This window comes from Gammaproteobacteria bacterium, assembly GCA_022450155.1.
GTDB lineage: Bacteria > Pseudomonadota > Gammaproteobacteria > Arenicellales > UBA868 > REDSEA-S09-B13.
This window is the reverse complement of sequence record JAKUQR010000004.1, coordinates 139,880-161,662: the sequence shown is the minus strand read 5'-3', so window position 1 is coordinate 161,662 and position 21,783 is coordinate 139,880. Positions and strand designations below refer to the sequence as shown.

Here is a 21,783-nt window from a genome sequence, read left to right as displayed (position 1 = left end):
TCAGTCCTTTGCCGGCGGTCGGTTTCGAAACGCTGCCGACTGAGCATGTGCAGTCAGACCTTCAGATGCCGCGATTGTGATGGCGGTTTCCGACAGATCAGCTGCACCCTGAGCGGAACACCGGATCACACTGCTCCGAGTCTGAAAATCGTACACGCCCAGAGGCGAACTGAAGCGCGCTGTACCGGCTGTTGGCAAGACATGATTCGGGCCTACACAGTAGTCGCCCAGCGATTCGGCGCTGTAGTGACCGCAGAACACAGCGCCAGCATGACGTACCCGTGCAAGCAGTTCCTCAGGTTCATCGACCATGAGCTGAAGATGCTCGGGTGCGATCCGGTTGGCAATCGCAATAGCTTCATAAAGGCTATCGACCAGAATAACTGCACCGCGTGCCTGCAGGGACGCTGTAATAACAGAATGTCGATCGAGTTGCGGCAACAGTCGATTGACTGCCAACCGCACCCGTTCAATCTGTCTACTGTCGGGACAGATCAAAATAGATTGTGCCTGCTTATCGTGTTCTGCCTGAGCCATAAGGTCGATTGCAACCCAGTCTGGATCGGCACTGTCATCGCAGATCACGACCACTTCAGAAGGTCCCGCTATCATATCTATACCCACTTGACCAAAGACCTGCCTTTTGGCTTCGGCAACAAAGCGATTCCCTGGCCCTACGATTTTGTCAACTCGCGGTACTGTTCCAGTGCCATAAGCCATAGCTGCCACTGCCTGTGCACCGCCAATCTGAAACACACGATCAACCCCGGCGACACGAGACGCTGCCAACACAGCATCGCTGCATTGACCGCCAGAAGCCGGAACGGTCATCACGATCTCGTCAACACCCGCGACCCGGGCCGGTACGCTGTTCATCAGTACTGACGATGGGTAGGACGCTGTACCGCCTGGCACATAGATGCCAACGCGCTCGAGTGGTCGGATCTGCTGCCCCAGACGTGTGCCGTCCTCTTGCTCGTAGTGCCAGGATGTCTCACGCTGGCGAGTGTGAAACTGCCGGATTCTGTCGGCGGCGTGCTCCAGAGACCGACGCAAACCGACGTCAATTCGTGATAACGCGTTTTCACATTCCGAGGGGTCAATTTCAAGGTCTGCTGGTTCCTTGCATCGTAGGCCATCGTATTGTGCCGTCAGATCCAGCAACGCCTGGTCCCCGTATTGCCGAACCTTGCCAATTATCTCCCGAACCGTTTTCTCGACATGGGTATCGAACACCTGATCACGGTCTAGTAACGCGTCGAGTTGGGCAGAAAAATCCGGCGAATCAGTCTTCAACTGTCGCAGCAGGCTGGGCATTTTGTCGTGAACCGCGTTCATGCTGCAGAAAATATTACGATGTGTACATAGCCGCTTGGGGATACTGGCCACTGGAGATCCGCTGGATACGTGCACCACACTGGGCGAGTTTTTCTTCGATACAGTCATACCCACGATCAATATGGTAGATACGATCCACAACCGTCTGGCCTTGAGCGGCCAGTCCGGCCAGGACTAGACAGGCAGACGCTCTAAGATCCGTCGCCATCACTTGGGCACCACTTAAGTTTTTCACACCACGCACCCGGGCTGTATTGCCACGCAACTCTATGTCGGCGCCCATCCGCTGCAATTCCTGGACATGCATAAATCGACTCTCAAATATCGACTCCGTTACTGTTGCCGCACCCTCAGCGATACTGTTGAGGAGCATGAACTGCGCCTGCAAATCTGTTGGAAACCCGGGAAATGGTTGAGTTTTCAGGTCAACTGCCTGTAATCGACAACCATCCATAGACAGTGCGATGGTGTCCTGATCGATCCTGATCGAGGCGCCCATGGCATCGAGTTTCGCCAGTACGGCATCAAGCAATCTTGTTTCTATGCCGCCAAGCTGAATCTGGCCACCGGTTGCAGCCGCCGCTGCAAGATAAGTGCCGGCTTCAATTCTGTCAGGGGCAACCCTATGGTAGGCGCCACTTAACCTTGCCACACCCTCTATTTCGATCTGACCGCTACCGGCACCACTGATCCTTGCACCCATCGCGACCAAGCATTCAGCGAGGTCTACCACTTCGGGCTCTCTGGCCGCGTTTTCCAGTGTTGTCCGGCCGTCGGCCAGTACGGCTGCCATCATCAGGTTTTCGGTACCCGTCACAGTCACCGTGTTAAAAATTATCCGGCAGCCCTGTAAACGACCCGCCGGTACGCTGGCCCGGATGTAGCCACCTTCTACCGTAACTTGTGCCCCCATCATCTCGAATCCCTGGATATGCAGATCGACTGGCCGTGAGCCGATCGCACAACCACCCGGGAGCGACACCTCGGCTTCGCCGAAGCGCGCTAGCAGCGGCCCCAAAACCAAAACGGAGGCACGCATGGTTCTGACCAGTTCATAAGGCGCCCGATGACTGGTCAATTCAGCCGCATTAACGGCTATCGCCAGCTTATCGTCAACCTCAATACGTACCCCAAGGTGACCGAGCAGTTCCAGTGTGGTCGTAATGTCCCGCAGATGTGGCACGTTGCTAACAACCAAATTCTGATCAGTCAGCAGTGACGCAATGAGAACAGGTAGCGCTGCATTCTTTGCGCCTGAGATTCGAATCTCACCCTCAAGCGGAATACCGCCACTGATCAGAAGTTTGTCCACGTGCTAAAACATTTAAGTACTGTTTACTCTGTCCGTCGATTCTGGATCGAGTAGTTACGCCTGTCCAGTTGTTCCCACCACCGACAAGTAAAAGGCGCCCGCGGGCGCCTTTATTAACTCACTGACTCAACCCCGAGCTGTCAGTTTGTGACCGTCTCCAGTTTGGCCTTGAGTTCACCACTTTCATACATTTCTGTCACGATATCACTGCCGCCGACAAATTCTCCGTTGATATAGAGTTGCGGGATGGTCGGCCAGTTCGAGAAATCCTTAATCCCCTGGCGAATTTGGTCATCTGAAAGCACGTCGGCTGAGGCGAATTGCGCCCCGCACTCCTGCAGTATCTGCACAAGCCTGCCGGAAAAACCACACTGTGGGAAGTCGGGGCTTCCCTTCATAAACAGCATGACACTGTTTTCCTCAACAATGTTTTTGATTTGTTCCTGCACATCCATTAGCGTCCCCTTTGCTTACCTTCTCGTTGATAAAACCTGTCGGCTCAAGCGTTACTGTGGTGTCAACGTTCTCATCGACAGCGCATGAATCTCTTCGTCCATCTTATCTCCAAGTGCTGCATACACCATCTGCTGCTGTTGAATACGGTTTTTCCCTTCAAAGCCGGCGTAAACGACGACCGCCTCAAAATGTCGACCGTCACCCGAGATGTCGACCTGCGACCCTGGCAGATTCTGTTCGATCCAGTCCTTGATGTCTTCAGGTGTCGGCATAATTCGAAAAATTAATCCTACGATCGTCCCCGCACCAGACCATGAGTCCCGATACGGCTTCAAGAGTATATCGATAGGCGCAAAAAGGAAACCTACAAAATGTAAGCGATTCGACTCCCCATCGGGCTGATGACCACACTACTGAAGGGTAGGCCGCTTCAGCAAAGGCCCTCAGCCGTCTGCGTCCTGTGTCTCCAGCGCATAGACGAGGGCCTCAAACCCTTTGGTCCTGATGATCTGGTCGTAGCTGCGGCGATAACTCAGCACCAGACTGATACCGTCAAGCCTGACATCGTAAATCTGCCACCGGCCGTCCGCACTGCGCAGGAAAGCATAATCGACTGGCACTGGCGCCTGCCCGGGATCCCGCACCCGGGTCTGTACCAAGGCAGTCCGGGCTGACTCATCGAAAGCCAGGGGCAGGTATTCGATTTCTTCCTGGCCGGTGTACTCGAACATCACTGTGGCATAAGTTCTGATCATCAGGTCCATAAAAGCACGGGTAAAACGATGTCGCAGATCGGGATCGGCTGTCTTGAAATGCGCGCCCAGGATGAGTCGGGTGATCTTGTCGACTGCAAACTGCGCACGGACAAGACGATTGACCAGGTCATAAAGCTGGCCCTTATCGGCTGCCAGTGTCGACCGGTTACTGTCCAACTCAGCCAGCAACTGTTCTACGGTTTCACGCAGTAACGTGTCAGGTCGTTGCTCTGCTCGAGCGGGCTGCGCTGCCATAGATACAACCATCATAACAGCTGACAACACGATCCCAGACACGCGCATTCCAAGGCGGTTGTTAAAACGTGGCAACTGAGTAGTCACGATTGTCGACTCACAATGGTTTAAAGATCAGGAGCAGTTTAGGCAACAACGTCAACGATGCCAGCAGTGCAATTAGCATCGCCAATGCGGTCAGCATGCCAAAGTGAATGGTCGGCACAAAATTCGACAGTGTCAATATAGAGAACCCCGCAATGATCGTTATGGCGGTATACGAGATTGCATTGCCAATACTGGCGTGGCAGTTGCGCAACGTTATCACGTAGTCACGGTGCTGTAGAAACTCTTCTCTGAACCGGTACAGGTAATGAATGCTGTTGTCGACAGCAACACCAATTGTAATCGAAGCAATTGTGATGGTCATCATATCCAGTGGAATTCCAATCAACCCCATTAGACCCAGAATAGACACAGCGGCCAGTAGGTTGGGAATGATTCCGATGATGGCCAGTGCCCAAGAACGAAAAAGTATGAGCAACATAATTGCTATGCCCAGCATCACGACACCCAGTGCTTCAATCTGTGACTTAAACAGGCTCTGCAGCATATTGTTGTATAGCACAAGCAGCCCGGTAATCTGCAGACGATCCTCGGCTAGTCCCACATCCTGAATAAGCCCAGCTCGCAACTGTTTAAGCAGCTCATCGCGACGAAGATCGGCAAGCGAATCCTTGACTCTGACACTGATTCTGGCCTCGTTGTCTGCAACCGATATGTAGGGATCTATCAGTGTCGACTTCAGATTTTGGGGCATTCGCTTGTACACAATTGCCAGTTCAAACGCATCAAAAGGTCCTTTGTTGATCTCTTCACCCACTCGAATGAACGACGCCACCGACATCACCTTTCCGATTCCGTAGACTGTCTCGATGTAGTCGTGGGCCTTTTTGACAAGTTCTATCTTGTCCGGGGTGAACCAGTAATCTTGATCATCACCGGTATCCGTCGTACCCAACAGTAACTTAAGTTCTTCATCTTCCTCTTCTAATGCCACCGAGCGTTCGGCTTCTGGAAACCGGATCAGGATATCCAACGGCGTAGTGCCGCCAAGTTGGTCGTCGATGACCCGCAGGCCACGATGAATTTCAGTGTCCTCGCCAAAGTAGTTCACGAAACTGTTTTCCACTTCAAGGCGCATTATGCCGATAAAACTCAACCCAACCAGCACAGCAGACAATACCAGTATCCACCTGCCATGATGCACGGTCAGCCGGGCCAAACCCAGCGTAAAATGGAACGGCCGGATGGTCTGAATTTGAGTGCGTGACGCGTGACCAAGCAGCACCAACATGACGGGAAACAACAGGAAACAGGTCAGGAAAGTAACGCCGAGACCCAAAGACATCATCCAGCCGAAATCAATCACCGGCTTGATATCACTGAAAACCAGTGATCCAAAGGCAATGATTGTGGTCAACGCAGTATAGAGACATGGCCAGAACATCTTCTGTGTCGTTTTAAACACCAACTCCTGCTGCGACCTGCCAGGTTCATCACGCTCGAGTTGCCGATATCGAACAATCAGATGGACTGTCATGGACATGGTGATGATCAGCATCAGTGCAACAAAGTTTGACGAAATCACTGTGACCGGCCAGCCCATGAACCCCAGTAGCCCGACCATCGTCAGACCGGCATAGACGCAACTGATCAATGGTAACAACACCCAGCGTGGCCGGCGAAAGATCAGACTCAGAATCAACACCAGAAACAAAAAGACACCACAGCCAAAAACGAATAGATCGTTTCTGATGAAGGTAATCATGTCGTCGGCCACCATTGGCACGCCACCCAGCACCAGTTGTCCATGATCTCGGTACTGATCCATGATGCCGCGAAGTTGCTCGATCAGCCGGTGGTTATGCTGATCGGCCTGGTGTTTTGCCAAGACGTAAGCCTGCGTGACACGATCGAGTGATTTTTTTTCGCTCACTGTGAAGTTGGCTTGCTGGCTTCGCGACAGTAACTGGTCACGCTCGGCCTGTAACGCAATTAGCGGCGTGTTTTCTGCAAGGTTGACCTGCAGTGCAGTCGTTTTGCCATCCGTGCTGATGACTAGATCACTGAAGATAGGGCTGATAATCAGCTCGTCTCTTGCCTTGTCTGTGTCGACCAGTGGGCTCTCCAGGGTTCGGTAACTACTGGCTAACTCTGATAAAGAGCCCTCATGCTGCTTCAGCAGTGGGACATCGAGCAGGGTGACTACCGATTCAACGCCGTTTAGCGCTGTGATCTGATCCTTAATCCGACGGATCACATTGAGCGTGTTGTTAGCAAAAAGATCCTGGTTTGGAATAAAAGCAACAAAGATGAAGCTGCGTGTTTGATAGCGCTCAGACATCTGCCTAAATATCCGCAGGTCTTCGTCATCTTCAAGCAACAGAGAATCAGCAGACGCGTCCAAACGGAATTGGCTGACATTAGCTGAGAAAAAGATGAGCACACCAAGCAGCAACGCCAGCATCAGGAACGGTCGGCCCAGAACTGTTTTGGAATACAACACCGGGAAGTCCATCATAAGCCCCTGTTCGGCAATGAACGCTCCGATGAACTGGCCTGCGGTCGGACTTTTAACAGTCCGACCAGCCCGGAGCCGAAGGAGTGTTTGGCCTGAATCACGATCCGTATCGCTGAGCACTGACAATGCATGATTCCAGTAGAATAGTCCAGATCGCGGCTGTTGGCTGCCTAAACACAAATTAAGGCGTCATGAACAAAATCGATTTCACTCGTGAAGGCCGAGAGGTCCTGTCGCTGGAAAGCCGTGCACTGGGGCAGCTCGCGGACCGGCTTGATGCCGGATTTAGCCGCGCGTGCGAGCTGCTGCTGGCCTGTGACGGCCGCGTCATAGTGGTTGGGATGGGGAAATCAGGTCACATCGGTGGAAAAATAGCTGCAACGCTAGCCAGTACCGGTACTCCGGCATTTTTTGTCCACCCCGGAGAAGCCAGTCACGGGGACCTGGGGATGATCACACCGGGTGACCTGGTGATTGCCATTTCGAACTCCGGCGAGACCCCTGAGATCCTGACCCTACTGCCCATCATTAAACGCATGGGCATACCCCTGATCGCCATGACCGGTCAGGCGAAGTCTACGCTGGGTAATGCTGCGGTCGAATGTCTCGACACCAGTGTCGACAAAGAAGCGTGCCCACACAACCTGGCACCCACAGCCAGCACGACAGCCACTCTGGGCATGGGAGATGCGCTGGCCATCGCCGTACTCAAATCCCGCGGTTTCAGCCGCGACGACTTCGCGCGATCTCACCCTGGTGGTACCTTGGGACGACGTCTATTGATTTACGTTCGCGATGTCATGCACACCGGCCATGACATGCCGCTGGTTGCATCCGGCAGTCAACTCACCACGGCGTTGGAAGAGATGTCGGCCAAAGGCCTGGGCATGACTGGCATAGTCAATCCTGAAGGCCACCTGATCGGCATATATACTGACGGTGATGTCCGGCGCTCCATAAATCGGTCTATAGATGTCAAAACCACCGTGATTGACCAGGTGATGGTGTCGGACCCGCGTTCAACCGCCGCCGATGCGCTGGCCGCTGAAGTCGTCCAGCTCATGCGTCAACACTCGATCAACGGATTGTTTGCGGTAGATCCGGAACAGCGACCAATTGGCGCCCTCAATGCACTCGACCTGATTCGGGCGGGCATATTCTGAAATGGCCGATCGCCACCTTGAACAAGCAGTGCTCGTCGCCACGATCGCGGTGATGTTCGGACTGAGCCTATGGCTGCAGATGAATTTTCTCAAACCGACATTACCCCAAAATGGGACTGTCATCAGCCACGAACCGGACTACTACATTCATAAGTTCACGGCCACGGGACGTGATGCCAATGGCATCGCCTACGTACTGGAAGCCAAGCGCCTGGCGCATTTCCCAGACGATAATACCGCTTTGCTGGATGAACCCCGGCTGGTGCAATATGGACAGGACACATCATCACGCACGACCTCCAGCGACTCCGGCCTGGTCTACGAAAACGGCACCAAGATTCTGCTGCAGGGTAACGTTCAGGTAACCCAAGGCGCAACAGATACGGCCGTGGGCAGCGTGACGTCAGCCGATAGAATGACCATTAAACTCCGGTAATTACCCGGCAGATCACCCCGTTCGAGCTTATCCAGGCCGCAATCGCTTGCCCGATGGTGAAAAGTGCCGGCCTCTCGGGGGGTAGTCGGCCTCGGTTTGTTAGAATTCAGCTTATGTTCCCCCCGGTTTTTGTTGTGCTTCTCCTCGCTTTATCAGTGATTCCGCCGACGTCCGTACACGCGCTGGAAAGTGACCGTGACCAACCAGCCCTGATTGAAGCAGACGAAGTTGAACTCGACTTTGCCAGCGGACAGCGGATTTACCGTGGCAATGTCTCGATCAAGCAGGGCACGATCAGAATCATTGCGGATGAGGTCGAACTTTATTACCACGATGAGCAGCTGGAAAAGGCGATAGCACGTGGCAACCCGGCCGTGTTTCGACAACGGCCCGATCAGAAACTGCAAGACGTCATCGGCCAGAGTAAGATTATCGAACTGGATGAAATCAATAATATTGTCACATTTATCGGTCAAGCCACAATCAGACAGGGTCGCGATGCGGTCTCTGGCGACACCATCGTCTACGATATGGCACGGGATAAGATGAATGTCCGTGGTCGGACTCGAACGACCAAAGCACCTGAACAAACAAACGACGACTCCGATCAATCCTCACAAGATCCTGCTGCCACCGGTTCAGATCGCCCACGCATCGTATTACAACCGAGATCCAAAGAAACCAGTAGTGCACAAACCGCCGCCAGCACCGGCAGTACCGGTGCGAAAGACACGTCGGCTGCCACTCTTTCAAACAACCTGCAGGCCCCGACATTTCGTGCCGCCTACGTTGTCGAAGGCGGCGCAATGATGTATGGCGTCCGCAGTCAGGCTTCACCGTCCATTGGGGTACTGAACGTGGGTGAACCCGTGAAAGTAATCGCTTCAAGCGGCGGCTGGTTCAAGGTGAATGTTACCCGCGGAGTGAGGGTGTGGATCTACGGTCGTTATGTGTCCGGACAGGGTCCGACCGGCACAGTCTCCGGCGACAATGTACGCCTGCGTAGTACACCGTCGACCGAACCGGACTCGGTCGTGGTCGGGAAGCTCATGAGCGGTGCGAGAGTTCGTATTCTTGAAGTCAGCAACGACTGGAAAAAGATCTCACCGCCAGTGGGTTTCGGCGTCTGGGTGCCTTCGTTACGACTCAGACTGTTGCAGGACGTCAACGACGTCTGGTCCACCACCTGGCAAGACAGCCTTGGCGACGATGGGAAGTAAAGTCGAGATGCGGTGTTACCCCGGATTTACACTTCTTACCTATTAATCGGGAGATACTCTTTTGGCCACACTGGAGACACACGGACTGGTAAAACATTTTCGCGGTTCGATTGTTGTCGATCATGTTGACCTGCGCGTGAACAGCGGGGAAATCGTAGGGCTTTTGGGGCCCAATGGCGCAGGCAAAACAACCTGTTTTTACATGATCTGTGGTCTTACCCGGCGGGGAGATGGTCTCGTACAGCTGGACGACACAGACATCGGTGATCTTCCTATGCATGCCAGGGCCAGACTGGGGATTGGCTATCTGCCCCAAGAGCCCTCAATCTTCAGACGGCTGACTGTAGAACAGAATATCCTGGCCGTACTTGAGGCCTTACCTGATCTCAGTGCAAAACAGCGGCAGAAGCGAGCTGACGTCATGCTGTCTGAGTTTGGCATTGCGCACAAACGCAATGCTAAAGGCTACAGCCTCTCCGGCGGCGAACGCCGGCGCGTCGAAATCGCTCGAGCGGTTGCCATGCAGCCTGCTTTTATACTGCTGGACGAACCTTTTGCGGGTATAGATCCGATTTCCTTGGGTGACATTCGGCGCATCATTACCCACCTGCGCGATATCGGAATCGGTGTCCTGATCACTGATCACAATGTACGTGAGACCCTAGGTATCTGTGATCGCGCCTACATTCTTGCACAAGGCCGTATAGTGACGTCCGGAACAGCAGATCATATACTCGCCCACCCTGAAGTCCGCGCCGTTTTTCTGGGCGATGAATTCAGTCTTTGACAGCAGCTGGTTGTTGTCCCTGGCAAACTTAAACCCTGTAATAAAGCCGCTTTCACGACAATGAGCTGAATCCTGTGGCCATCAAGCAATCACTACAAATTCGAGCGGGGTCGCATCTGCAGCTGACACCTCAGATGCGACAATCTCTTCGTATTCTGCAACTCTCCAGCGTTGAGGTTGATCAGGAGATTGTGCAGGCACTCGAGTGCAATCCCTGTCTAGAGCAGGTTGAAGAACACTCGGAAAACAACCTGGTTGATTACCCAACAGCATCGCGCGCGGTCGAATTTGAGAGGCAGGCCGACAACTCTCACACGAATGACTTGGCGTTGTCCCGGCACACCGATTCTGACTTAAGTCACATGGCCGGCGCTAACAGGAACAATCCCTATGACACTGTAAAGCAGGGCACCACACTACAGGACGAATTGCTTCAGAGCCTTTCGGATCACCGGTTGAGCAGCAAAGATGCCGCCATTGCACGAGCTGTGATTGGATCACTGGACGAGCGCGGTTACCTTACGGCAAAGGTTGACGAGTTACACGAGCTTCTTGCATCTCAGATCAGCGTCCAGGCACCGGAGATCGAGGCTATGGTGCACCTGGTACAAATGCTCTCAATTCCAGGGATTGGCGCATACGACCTTGCCGATTGTCTTCGCCTGCAACTGGAACAACTCGATGCGAGCACACCCGGCCGAACGGCTGCATTGCGGTTAGTCAAGGCACACCTACCACTGCTGACCAAACGTAAGTTCACTGAGTTAATTCGTCTGTTACAGATAGACCGCGAAGAGCTGTCACAGGTCATCGATCTGATTCGCGAGCTGGATCATGCGCCCGGGAGACATCTGAGCACTGAACAAACGCACCACGTGGTGCCCGACGTTTACGTTTACCGCCAGCAAGAGAAATGGCAGGTCATACTGAATTCAGCAGTCAGCCACAGACTGTGCGTAACGACCTACTATCAAAGATATCTACAGAATCAAGACTCCGATACCCGACAATACCTTAAACAAAAAATGTCGGAAGCCGCAGACTTCATTCGCGGCTTGGATCAACGCGCTGCAACCATCTTGCGCATCGCAACAGAAATCGTTCGGCGGCAGCAAACATTTATGGCTGAGGGAGAAAGTCGATTAAAACCGCTAACAAGGCGCGAGATTGCATCGGCTCTCAATTTGCACGAATCAACGGTGTCGCGGGCAACTGACCATAAATATATGCTGACACCGAAGGGGATTTTTAAATTCAAACACTTTTTCACCACCAAAGTTGGGGTGCACAAGGGCGAGGGTCAGTCAGCCCGTGCTGTTCAGGCACAGATCCGAAAAATGATAGAATTCGAAACCCCTTCGAAGCCAATCAGCGACGGTATAAATTCCAAAATGCTCGCCGATAAAGGTGTGTCTATCGCCCGCCGTACAGTTGCGAAGTACCGCGAACAAATGAACATTCCTCCAGCAGACCAGCGAGAATCGGTGCTCTGACAACCCGTCGTATCGATTCACATTGAGCCAGCCTCTGGAACCTACAAACTGTCTTCCGAAGAATATGCGCCCATGAATTCGACAGCACATCGCGGCCTTTTAGCAGGATTACTGAGTACGAGCAGAATACGGTTGAACGTCGCAGCTTCCAGCAAAAAAAGAATGCTCGAGGAACTCGCAGGATTACTGTCTCACAATCGATCTGATCTACATCGAGACACTGTGTTCCAAGTGCTGAATGAACGCGAACGCCTAGGAAGTACGGGGATAGGCGATGGGATTGCCTTACCTCATGGTCGCTTGAACGGCCTGACCGAACCATTGGCTGCGGTTATCCGGCTGCGGCAAGCGCTTGATTTTGACGCGGTAGATGATGGACCCGTCAAGCTGATTGTAGGGCTGCTGGTACCGGCTAATGCCACAGAACAGCACCTCGACATACTGGCCAGTCTGGCAGAAACATTCAGCAAGGGAGAGCAACGACGGGCTATCCTCAGGGCGCGCGATGCCCAGACTCTGTTTGCACTCCTGACCTGACATCACCCGGGGGGCACGTTAGAGTTCCAACGATCAAAACAGCAGACCAGCAGCCAACACGATGGATTTCATTATAGTCAGCGGAATCTCCGGATCCGGCAAGAGCATTGCGCTGCACGCCCTGGAGGATCTAGGCTATTACTGCATCGATAATCTGCCTGCCGTGCTGTTGCCGCAGCTATCCGATTATCTGGGACAAAACACTGAAGGCCTTTCTGACCGTGCTGCTGTCAGCATTGATTCACGCAACCGACAGTTTCTTCAGGCTGTCCCTTCGAGTCTAGGGCATTTGCGCAATGCCGGACTCGACGTTCGAATCATCTTTCTAATTTCCGATGACGAGACTCTAGTCAGACGATACAGTGAGACCCGCCGTCGACACCCATTGACCAATGACACAACAACCTTGATCGACGGCATCATTGAAGAAAGGCGACTGCTATCACCGCTGGAACAGGATGCAGATCGCCGTATAGACACCACTTCCACCAGCCCTTACGAGCTACGCGCGATGATCCGTCAGTTTGTCAGCGGACAGCATCAAAATGGAACAAATCTTGTGTTCAAGTCGTTCGGGTTCAAACATGGGACACCATCAGATGCGGACTATATTTTTGACGTTCGTTGTTTGCCTAACCCCTACTGGGAAACCGAACTTCGTGACATGACAGGCCTGGATAAAACTGTGATTGACTTTCTCGAAACTGAAGATTCAGCACGAGAACTGGTCAACCAGATCAGTGGTTTTCTTGAGCACTGGCTACCGCATTATGATGAAGAAACCCGAAGTTACCTGACAGTCGCATTAGGTTGCACCGGCGGTCAGCATAGATCCGTTTACGTCGCGCAGCGGCTTGCCGAGCATTTTCAATACCGCGATGCCCCTGTTCAGGTCGCTCATCGCGATCTCAACATGAATTCACTGCCGACCTGACATGAAAGTTTCACAGAACGTCGAGGTGATCAATCGTCTGGGCCTCCATGCCCGCGCCTGTGCCAGTCTGGTCAAGACCACAATAAAATTTGACGCCCGGGTTGAAGTACAGGTGGGAGATCATGTGTGCGACGGTAAGAGCATTATGGGACTCATGATGCTGGCAGCGACCCAGGGCACTTATATTTGTGTGACCGCAGATGGTGACGATGCCCAGGCTGCGGTTAAACAGATCAAAGAACTTTTTGCGAACCGCTTCGGAGAAGATGAGTAGTGTTATCGCTTAATGGCACCGGTATTGGAAACGGGCTGACCTTCGGTCGTGCTGTCGTACTTGACCGCTGGAGACGGACAACCCCCGACTACAATATTCCCCAGGAGTCGGTAGACACCGAGATTGATCGATTCAGAACGGCGCTGGCCAACGTCAAAGCACAGCTGCGCGGGTTGGAAAATACCCTCCCCCCTGATGCGCCACCGGAAACAGTCGCGTTTATTGAGGTCCATCTGCTGATGCTCGATGACCCGGTGATTTCGGAACAACCGGTTGCGTCGATACGCCGAGACCGGAAAAATGCTGAAAGTGCGCTGAAAACGCACGCCGACACGCTGGTCGCATTCTTCGACCGGATCGAAGACCCTTACCTGAGAAGCAAGAAAAACGACGTTCACCAAATCGTAGATCGAGTGATGAACGAGTTGCTCGGGCTGGCGCTTTCCGAACCCGCGCAATTAAGCTCACGTCTTGATGGCCAGATTATTGTCACAAACGATCTGACACCTGCAGAGACTGTATCCTTGCATCAGCGGGGTGTCAGTGCTTTCATCACCAGCCTAGGCGGACCTATTTCACACACTGCCATCCTCGCTCGCAGTCTGCATATACCTGCCGTGGTCGGCTTGCACAGCGCGATCCGTTATATCCGGAACGATGACGTGCTGATCATTGATGCTGCCAACGACACGGTCATCGTCGCACCAGACGAGGACACTCTGGCCAATTTCCACCAGCGTCAGAAGGCCCATGTCCAACATACGGCAAAGCTTGCCCTGCTGAGTGACCGGCCAGCTGTCACGCAGGACGGCATTAACGTGAAACTCCTGGCCAACATCGAATTCCCTGAAGATCTGCCTGGTTTGGCGTCGGTCGGGGCAGAAGGTGTTGGCCTTTATCGCACTGAGTTTCTGTTCATGAACCGTCCTGAACCACCAACTGAAGATGAACAGTACGAAGCTTATTGCCAGGTTCTTGATTCAGTATCGGGGGCAGTCACCATACGGACTCTGGATCTCGGTGCTGACAAGCAGGTGGATGGCGGCCGTGCCGATGGCGAAAAAACGATTAATCCTGCGCTGGGTCTTAGGGCAATACGCCTGTGTCTCAACGAACCTACTTTGTTCAAACCCCAGTTACGCGCAATCTTTCGTGCTGCCTCACGCGGTGACGCTAGAATCATGATCCCTATGATTTCCAGTCTTGATGAGCTTGATCAGGCTCTGGAACTGGTCCGCGAGACCTGTCGGGAGTTGGAGAAGGAGAGTAAAATGTTCAATCCAGACGTTCCCATCGGCGGCATGATCGAAGTACCCGCAGCTGCAATCGCCGCCGACCTGTTTGCCCGGAAGCTTAAGTTTCTGTCTATAGGGACCAACGATTTGATCCAGTACACACTGGCCGTCGACAGAATAGATGACGAGGTCAACTATTTGTACGATCCGCTACACCCGTCGGTCTTACGCCTCATCCATCAGGTCATTGAGGCAGGAAACCACGCCGGAATTCCCGTGGCGATGTGCGGTGAAATGGCAGGGGACCCCGTCTTTACACGACTGCTGCTCGGTCTGGGTCTGCGTGAGTTCAGTATGGAGGCATCCAGCCTACCGGGCATCAAACAACGAATTTTAGAGAGTCGTATTAATGAGCTTGAAAACTTCTCCCGCCAGACCCTGGACTGTCTAGACAAGGCATCGCTACGGCGCATGGTCGACCAGCTCAACCACACTCTGGAAAAGCCAGCATGAGCAATTGTGCCAGCAGTGAACCCTATGCGTTGCAGGTGCTCGGCGACAGTATGGCACCTGAGTTCCCTGACGGCTGCGTGGTGGTGTCAGAACCGGGTGGCGCCGTACATGACGGTTGCTATGTGATTGCTGACTACAAAGGTGAGATTATTCTCAGGCAGCTGCGTCTCACAGCTGGCGAATGGCACCTCGAACCTCTCAATCCTAAATACCCGCGCTTCAAGATAGACGGCCCAGAAAATATCCGCGGTATTGTCATTCAACGCGCGGGCCGCCGCCGTGTTGATCGACGATCCTACCTGTAGCTGCATGCAGTCTCTCGAGTAGTACGGTCTCAATAGATCACCATCAATCCTGCTGACCGTCGACACGGCGCCGGATACCGTGTTCGACAGCCATAACAGCGGCCTCAACCCGTGAATGCAGTTCCAGTTTTCGCAGTATCGCCTTAACGTGCAAGGCCCAACCACATAGGATCAATGTAGTCCGGGCCTTTTTTGAACGTTGAGACCTGGTGGCCACGTTGCGTCAACGCTGCAGCCAGGCCGGCACTGACGACAGTTTTTCCAGAGGATTTGTGGGCCGCAGAGATCAGGAATCGATTCACTGGTGTGGCTGCTCCGCTGTTGGTTTCACTCTCCACAGATGATCCAGTGAGGTGCGGTTAAGCCCGGTTCGATCCGGGCAGTGGCCCGGTTACCGTGGGCAAAAATGGCAGGGCACGAACAGCCAACACAGTCAGCAACAAGGCGAGGCTCACCCCGCCAATACCCAATGCCAGTTCCGGCAGGGTGGGTAGGTAGTGCGTAATTTCACCATCGTAATGTCCACTGTCGACGCGATAACCGGACACCAGGCGCAAGGGGTAGGCCTGCGCGCCGATAATAATGACATAAAGATGGCACAAACCGCCCACAATCACCATCAGCGCGGCTGTCAGTGACCAGGCTGGGGCACAGAAACGACGATCCAAAAACCACCAGACGGGAACAATCCCCCCGCACAGCACGAACCCCAGCCAGAACAGCCAGGGGTAGACACCACCATCAACGAGCAGGAATCGTTCTATCCCGAGGTGATGTGCCATATAAAGATTGGTCAGATGGTGCAACGCCACCAGATACAATACACCGAGGATAAACAGCGCAGAGAGCCGACGGAGTTTTTCTGACAGTTCAGATGAAACCCGGTAACCGTTCCAGCGACACATTGTCAGGATTGTCACCCAGAAAACAGCCATTCCCAGTGACAGGGACATCAGAATGAAAAGGGGCGCCAAAATCGCCGTGTCATAGGCATCCCGCGCAACAAGAAACCCGAATATCGCCCCGGTGCCGGAGGTTAAGATCAACCGCCAAATCAAAGCGAACACCCCCACCGATCTGACATAACCGTGCATTCCCGGCGTCATCATCACCCACAGATAAGCCAGCACCACCAGCACAAAACCGGTGTACAGGAATATATTCCAGGCGAACACCGACCTGAAGTTGTAATACGTCATCGCCACAACCAGTCGGTCGGGTCGGCCTAAGTCCAAAACAAGCACCGCCAATCCGCCGGTCAGCAATGCAACCGCCAACAGACCGGATAGCCGCGCCCATGGCCGGTAATCCGAACCACTAAACACCGAACTGATCGATGCGGTATTAAGCGCACCTGAAGCGGATAGAATCAGGAATATCGCAAACACATGAGGTAATCCCCAGACCACCCGGTTGTCCATCCCCGTCACCCAATGGCCTTGGGATTCAATGTGATGCGCTGCAATCAACCCGGCGCCGATCAGAATAATCAACAGCCACAACAACAGCCGGTAGCCGGTGTGGGAGCCTGCGAGAGCCTGAAACCGAATGTTCTCCATACGCTGCCTCTAAACCCCGCGGTAGCGCACACCGGTGTTCAGCTCAAGGTCCGGCCGTAGTCCCCGGTGGGGTTGTGAACGCACAGTTTTTGACACGGTACTTTCCGCATCAGAGAGATCGCCAAAAGCGAGTGCACCCCCCCCATCGACAGCACAACTTTCAACACAGGCTGGCGTACGATCCTGGTCTACCCGGTGGACACACAGGGTACAACTCTCAACCGTGCCCTTACCGCGCGGAGAATAGCTTTTCTGTCCGGTCACATCCTCGTGGACAAAGGACCTTGCGTTGAATGGGCAAGCCATCATGCAGTAACGGCAACCGATACAGGTATGTTTATCCACCAGCACTATGCCGTCTGCTCGCCTGAAAGACGCACCGGTGGGACAAACATCAACACAAGGTGGGTCCTCGCAGTGCTGGCACATCAGTGGCAGGGATACTGACCGATCGCTGGATTCATCGACCAGTTCAACCTTGCGGATCCATTGCGGATCCAGCGGTTTTCTTCCGGTCTTAGCCAGTGCGTGCTCGTCTTCACAGGCCGACACACAGGCCCGGCAGTCGGTGGCACATCGGTTGGCATCGACCAGAAGCCCCCAACGGGTTTCTGCCGACGCGGGTTCATCTTCATCTCTCGCCAGCGCGAGGTCTACAAGTTTTACGCCCGGCGCAATCGCCAGGAGGGCAGCGCCCGCACCAGTTCCACCGAGGAAACGACGCCGTGGTTTGTTGTTTACAGGGTCCGTCATCACTGTTTCTCCACATCATCAGGCACCGCAGCATGGCAACTGAAACAATCGATCTTAACCGCCGTGTAGGTATGACAGCTGCTGCAGAATTGTCCCGGTGCATTTACCGGAATGTAGGCACCATTATCTGCCTGGGATGCATGACAGTCCACACAGCCCACCAGGCTGTGTCGTTTAGATCGCACGCCCAAGTGCACCGAAATCTTCCGATGGTGCATCAGGTACTCAAAATGATCTCGACGCATGATGTCGGTCGGCTCCACACAGCGCTCGCCCTTGCCTTTCGGATAGGAAGGCATGGTCACGTCAGCGATGCTCGAGGCGGTAAGACTGACGATCATCAATGACCCAATGACAAAACGATGAGTCATTCGACTGCTGGTTCGTAACCAAAAAAAACAGGGTCTATCACTCTCCCATACCCATATCAATATAGCCGGTAGGACACACATCAGCACAGATGTGACACCCAATACAGCGATTGTAATCGGTATCCACATAACGCCCGGTGGTTGACTTGTCTTTATTGACCCGGAATACCGCGTCCTGAGGGCAGTAAATGACACAGTTGTCGCACTCAAAGCACATACCACAGCTCATACAGCGCTCTGATTCTGTTTGTGCCGCCTCTGTACTGAGCCCGCGATGGCGTTCCTCGAAATGGCTAAGCACCGCATCTGCACCGGGCACCGATGCTTCCCGCTGATCACGGTCTTGCTGCAAAAAATGGGCCAGGTACAGTCTGTCCGACGAGATGATTTCGTGGGCTGAACGGTCCTCGTAATTGTGAATCACACTATCGGCTGTGTCTGTTCCCCAGTTCTGCGTGTGGTCGTATTCGGTCGGGGCCAGATTCTGTTCGGTCAGTTTATTGAGCAGATTGAAATGGTGGACATCGACCTTGGGCCGGCGCACCAGTTCCTGGGTTTTCAAATAATGATCGATACTGTCAGCAGCGACAGCTGCTTGTCCGATTGCGGTTGTCAGCAGGTGTGGGCGAACGATGTCGCCGGCAACGAAGTGGCCAGGACGCCCGGGAACTTAAAAAAATTGATCGGCTTCGATCAGGGATCGTTCATTGCCCAGTTCTTCAATACCGGACAGGTCGCCACCCTGACCAATGGCCGATACCACCAGATCAGCCTCGATCTCAAACTCAGTGTTCTCAACCGGTTGTGGGACGCCCTGCTTATCAACGACGCACTTACTCATTCGAACCGCGGTCGCACGTCCATCTGTACCTTTCACAAGACCAACGGGCATCACGCCGTTTAATATAGTGACCCCCTCGGTGAGGGCATCATCGATTTCTTCTGACGCCGCCGTCATCTGCGACTGGTCAAACAAAGCCGTCAACGTGACGCTCGCGCCCTGACGCATTGCAGCCATAGCTGAGTCGTGTGCGGTGTACCCACCAATGACCGCCTCCGGGCGATACTTGCTTTTTAGGTTCTTAATTCGGCCTAAACGACGGGCTACAGAGACCACGTCAACAGAGGTGTCCCCACCACCGATACACACCACCCGTTCAGCGCTCACCTGCATTCGACCCGTGTTGAATGCTTCCAGAAATTTCACACCGGACACACAGTTTGCCGTGCCCTTCCAGCCGTCGACTGGCAGATCGCGGCCAGTCTGACAGCCAATGGCCCACAACACTGCATCAAACTCGGCCTCCAGTTCTTCGATGCCGATATCCTGCCCGACGCGAACACCTGTTCGAACATCGATCGCCTCCAGTTCCAGTATCCGATCTATCTCTCGGTCCAGTATATCTCGAGGCGTCCGGTACCCAGGGATACCGTAACGAAACATACCGCCCAGCCGGTCCTGCATCTCGAACACCGTTGAGGCGTGGCCGCGACGCCGCAGCTGATAGACTGCCGAAAGACCGGCGGGTCCACTACCCACAATCGCCACTCGCTTGCCCGACAGTTCCGGGGGTTCCTCAAACCGGTAACGCTGCTGGAATGCGGTGTCACCGATAAACTGTTCCACAGCATTGATGCCGACGAAGTCATCAACTTGGTTGCGATTGCAACCCGCCTCGCAGGGTGCCGAGCACACCCGACCCATCATGGCCGGAAAGGGGTTTGCTTCGGTTGAGCGACGAAAAGCATATTCCTGCCATTCAACACCTTCGGGCGGGGGTTCCATGCCGCGGACGATCTGCAGCCAGCCACGAACATCTTCTCCCGACGGACAACTGCCTTGGCACGGGGGGGCGGTGAACATAGGTCGGACACTTGTGTGAATGATCGGCAGTGAAAATTTTCTTCTTTAGATCATCGTAAGTATGCGTCTCGCCGTCCGCATATTTTCGAAATGTCAGTGCTTGGATCTGTACGTCAGCATCTGCCATCATGGTTTTCTCTTGACTAACATCGCTCGCAGTTATTGGGCCGGTTCAAACACGAGCGCATCACCGATCAACTGGTGAACACCCACCACCATGTCCATACCCATGCCATATTCCGGCAATACTTTGCTGAACTGGCTCTTGCAGATTGCACAGATGGCCGCCATGTGCGTCACACCGTTTTCCTCGATAACCCGCTTTAGGGCACTCACACGAGGTAGGGCTCCCTTTATCCTGAGTTCGAGAAGATCATCGGTGAGCAACCCGCCGCCGCCGCCGCAACAAAATGTGTGTTCGTGGGTGGTCTCAGGTGCCATGTCAACAAAATGCGAGCAGGCCGACCTGATCAGTGCTCTGGGAATAGTGAACTGTCCTCCAGGCGTGTCGCCCATGCGCGAGCCTCGCGAGACATTGCACGAATCATGGAATGTCACCACCTTGTCATCATTCTGCGCCGGATCGAGCTTGAGTTGACCCTGTTGTAGTAGGTCATACGTCAGCTCACAGACATGTTGGGGAGCGGGATATGCCGGATCTAGAAAATCGAATGGTCCGATCAGCGTGTTCCAGAAACTGTAAGCAACACGCCAGGCGTGACCACATTCACCCACCACAATCCGTTTTACACCGAGATCGAGCGCGGCTTGACGAATACGTTCGGCGATCTTTTGCATGTTTTCGTAGTTGCCGATAAAAATACCAAAGTTTGCAGCTTCTGATGCATAAGAACTCAGGGTCCAGCTGATTCCTGCCTGATGAAAGACCTTGGCATAGCCAATAAGACCATACACATGGGGCTCGGCAAAAAAATCAGCAGACGGTATCACCAGCAGCACCTCCGCACCCGTCTGGTTCAACGGGAATTTGACGGGCACATTGATCTCTTCCTCGACTTCCTCTTCCAGGCCTTCGAGCGTATCGACAAGCGCGGGTTCCGGCAGCCCCAGGTTGTTCCCGATTTTGTGCACCTTGCCGATAATTTCGTTGGCATACTTCTGCCCCACACCGATCGAGGCCAGAATTTCGCGACCGGCCATCGTGATCTCTGCCGTATCAATACCGAATGGACAGTAAACCGCACAACGTCGACATTCGGAACATTGATGGTAGTAACGGTACCAGTCATCAATGACTTCCTCGGTCAACTCGACTGCGCCCACCAGCTTCGGAAAGTACTTGCCGGCAACTGTGAAATAGCGACGATAGACGCTGCGTAAAAGATCTTGCCGGGCGACGGGCATATTCTTGGGATCACCGGTCCCCAGGTAATAGTGGCACTTGTCCGTGCAGGCACCACACTTCACGCACGAATCAAGAAATACCGGCAGTGCACGATACTTGCCGAGCAGTTCCTCCATTTTGTCAAGGGCGACCGTTTTCCAGTTGTCAACCAGCTCGCCGGGGAATCCCAATGGTTCCTGATGCTCGGCCTTGGCAACAAAGGGACTGCTGTGTGCCATGGCTGCCGGCTGTAATGGCGGGGTCTCGAGGGTCACCTTGACAACAGGGATGGAGAATTCGTGTTTCGCCATGAGC

The 21,783-nt window shown here is 53.8% G+C and carries 20 protein-coding genes and 3 pseudogenes; 10 read left to right on the top strand and 13 right to left on the bottom strand.

The window, feature by feature from the left end; genetic code table 11:
- From hisD to MK323_03490, 6 genes are all read right to left on the bottom strand, one after another.
- Positions 1-1,317: a histidinol dehydrogenase gene (gene hisD / locus MK323_03515; GenBank protein MCH2481226.1), complete on the bottom strand. Its 1,317-nt coding sequence runs from the start codon at positions 1,315-1,317 to the stop codon at positions 1-3.
- Between the two features lie 34 nt (positions 1,318-1,351).
- Complete coding sequence (murA, locus tag MK323_03510) at positions 1,352-2,650, bottom strand: UDP-N-acetylglucosamine 1-carboxyvinyltransferase (protein ID MCH2481225.1); 1,299 nt, start codon at positions 2,648-2,650, stop codon at positions 1,352-1,354.
- A 140-nt stretch (positions 2,651-2,790) separates the two neighbouring features.
- Complete coding sequence (grxD, locus tag MK323_03505; GenBank protein ID MCH2481224.1) at positions 2,791-3,105, bottom strand: Grx4 family monothiol glutaredoxin; 315 nt, start codon at positions 3,103-3,105, stop codon at positions 2,791-2,793.
- A gap of 51 nt (positions 3,106-3,156) precedes the next feature.
- On the bottom strand, positions 3,157-3,381 hold the full coding sequence (locus MK323_03500) for a BolA/IbaG family iron-sulfur metabolism protein (GenBank protein MCH2481223.1): 225 nt from the start codon (positions 3,379-3,381) through the stop codon (positions 3,157-3,159).
- A gap of 168 nt (positions 3,382-3,549) precedes the next feature.
- A complete protein-coding gene (locus MK323_03495) occupies positions 3,550-4,116 on the bottom strand; it encodes an ABC transporter substrate-binding protein (protein MCH2481222.1) in 567 nt (188 codons plus the stop codon).
- A 97-nt stretch (positions 4,117-4,213) separates the two neighbouring features.
- Positions 4,214-6,799: an MMPL family transporter gene (locus tag MK323_03490; GenBank protein ID MCH2481221.1), complete on the bottom strand. Its 2,586-nt coding sequence runs from the start codon at positions 6,797-6,799 to the stop codon at positions 4,214-4,216.
- Positions 6,800-6,870: 71 nt separating this feature from the next.
- On the opposite strand from MK323_03490, the gene MK323_03485 reads away from it, so the two are divergent.
- From MK323_03485 to MK323_03440, 10 genes are all read left to right on the top strand, one after another.
- Positions 6,871-7,842: a KpsF/GutQ family sugar-phosphate isomerase gene (locus MK323_03485; protein MCH2481220.1), complete on the top strand. Its 972-nt coding sequence runs from the start codon at positions 6,871-6,873 to the stop codon at positions 7,840-7,842.
- 1 nt (position 7,843) lies between these two features.
- Positions 7,844-8,278, top strand: coding sequence for an LPS export ABC transporter periplasmic protein LptC (gene lptC / locus MK323_03480; GenBank protein ID MCH2481219.1), 435 nt, complete (start codon positions 7,844-7,846; stop codon positions 8,276-8,278).
- A 113-nt stretch (positions 8,279-8,391) separates the two neighbouring features.
- The gene (gene lptA / locus MK323_03475; protein MCH2481218.1) at positions 8,392-9,498 is read left to right on the top strand and encodes a lipopolysaccharide transport periplasmic protein LptA; all 1,107 of its coding nucleotides are present in this window, start codon (positions 8,392-8,394) and stop codon (positions 9,496-9,498) included.
- Between the two features lie 61 nt (positions 9,499-9,559).
- Positions 9,560-10,285, top strand: a complete 726-nt coding sequence (gene lptB / locus MK323_03470) for an LPS export ABC transporter ATP-binding protein (GenBank protein ID MCH2481217.1) — start codon at positions 9,560-9,562, stop codon at positions 10,283-10,285.
- A gap of 74 nt (positions 10,286-10,359) precedes the next feature.
- Complete coding sequence (gene rpoN, locus MK323_03465) at positions 10,360-11,778, top strand: RNA polymerase factor sigma-54 (GenBank protein ID MCH2481216.1); 1,419 nt, start codon at positions 10,360-10,362, stop codon at positions 11,776-11,778.
- Between the two features lie 72 nt (positions 11,779-11,850).
- A complete protein-coding gene (locus MK323_03460) occupies positions 11,851-12,315 on the top strand; it encodes a PTS sugar transporter subunit IIA (GenBank protein ID MCH2481215.1) in 465 nt (154 codons plus the stop codon).
- 61 nt (positions 12,316-12,376) lie between these two features.
- Entirely contained in the window at positions 12,377-13,249 is an 873-nt protein-coding gene (gene rapZ, locus MK323_03455; protein MCH2481214.1) for an RNase adapter RapZ, read from the top strand.
- A gap of 1 nt (position 13,250) precedes the next feature.
- Positions 13,251-13,523 carry an HPr family phosphocarrier protein gene (locus MK323_03450; protein MCH2481213.1) on the top strand — a complete coding sequence of 91 codons (273 nt, stop codon included), beginning with the start codon at positions 13,251-13,253 and terminating at the stop codon, positions 13,521-13,523.
- The gene (gene ptsP, locus MK323_03445) at positions 13,523-15,271 is read left to right on the top strand and encodes a phosphoenolpyruvate--protein phosphotransferase (GenBank protein ID MCH2481212.1); all 1,749 of its coding nucleotides are present in this window, start codon (positions 13,523-13,525) and stop codon (positions 15,269-15,271) included. Before MK323_03450 ends, ptsP begins: the two co-directional genes overlap by 1 nt.
- A complete protein-coding gene (locus MK323_03440) occupies positions 15,268-15,576 on the top strand; it encodes a S24 family peptidase (protein ID MCH2481211.1) in 309 nt (102 codons plus the stop codon). The genes ptsP and MK323_03440 overlap by 4 nt, the downstream gene beginning before the upstream one ends.
- 43 nt (positions 15,577-15,619) lie before the next feature.
- On the opposite strand, the pseudogene MK323_03435 reads toward MK323_03440, so the two are convergent.
- The 7 genes and pseudogenes from MK323_03435 to MK323_03405 form a co-directional block, all read right to left on the bottom strand.
- Positions 15,620-15,730, bottom strand: a pseudogene (locus MK323_03435) (two-component system response regulator NarL).
- 1 nt (position 15,731) lies between these two features.
- A pseudogene (locus MK323_03430) lies at positions 15,732-15,878 on the bottom strand (AAA family ATPase).
- A gap of 57 nt (positions 15,879-15,935) precedes the next feature.
- On the bottom strand, positions 15,936-17,135 hold the full coding sequence (nrfD, locus tag MK323_03425) for a polysulfide reductase NrfD (GenBank protein MCH2481210.1): 1,200 nt from the start codon (positions 17,133-17,135) through the stop codon (positions 15,936-15,938).
- A gap of 9 nt (positions 17,136-17,144) precedes the next feature.
- Positions 17,145-17,888 (bottom strand): 4Fe-4S dicluster domain-containing protein, encoded by a 744-nt coding sequence (locus MK323_03420; GenBank protein ID MCH2481209.1) that lies wholly within the window; start codon positions 17,886-17,888, stop codon positions 17,145-17,147.
- The gene (locus MK323_03415; protein MCH2481208.1) at positions 17,888-18,259 is read right to left on the bottom strand and encodes an Hdr-like menaquinol oxidoreductase cytochrome c subunit; all 372 of its coding nucleotides are present in this window, start codon (positions 18,257-18,259) and stop codon (positions 17,888-17,890) included. Before MK323_03415 ends, MK323_03420 begins: the two co-directional genes overlap by 1 nt.
- 37 nt (positions 18,260-18,296) lie before the next feature.
- Positions 18,297-20,250: pseudogene (locus MK323_03410) on the bottom strand (NAD(P)-binding protein).
- A 32-nt stretch (positions 20,251-20,282) separates the two neighbouring features.
- Positions 20,283-21,779 (bottom strand): (Fe-S)-binding protein, encoded by a 1,497-nt coding sequence (locus MK323_03405; GenBank protein ID MCH2481207.1) that lies wholly within the window; start codon positions 21,777-21,779, stop codon positions 20,283-20,285.
- Positions 21,780-21,783: the final 4 nt, after the last annotated feature.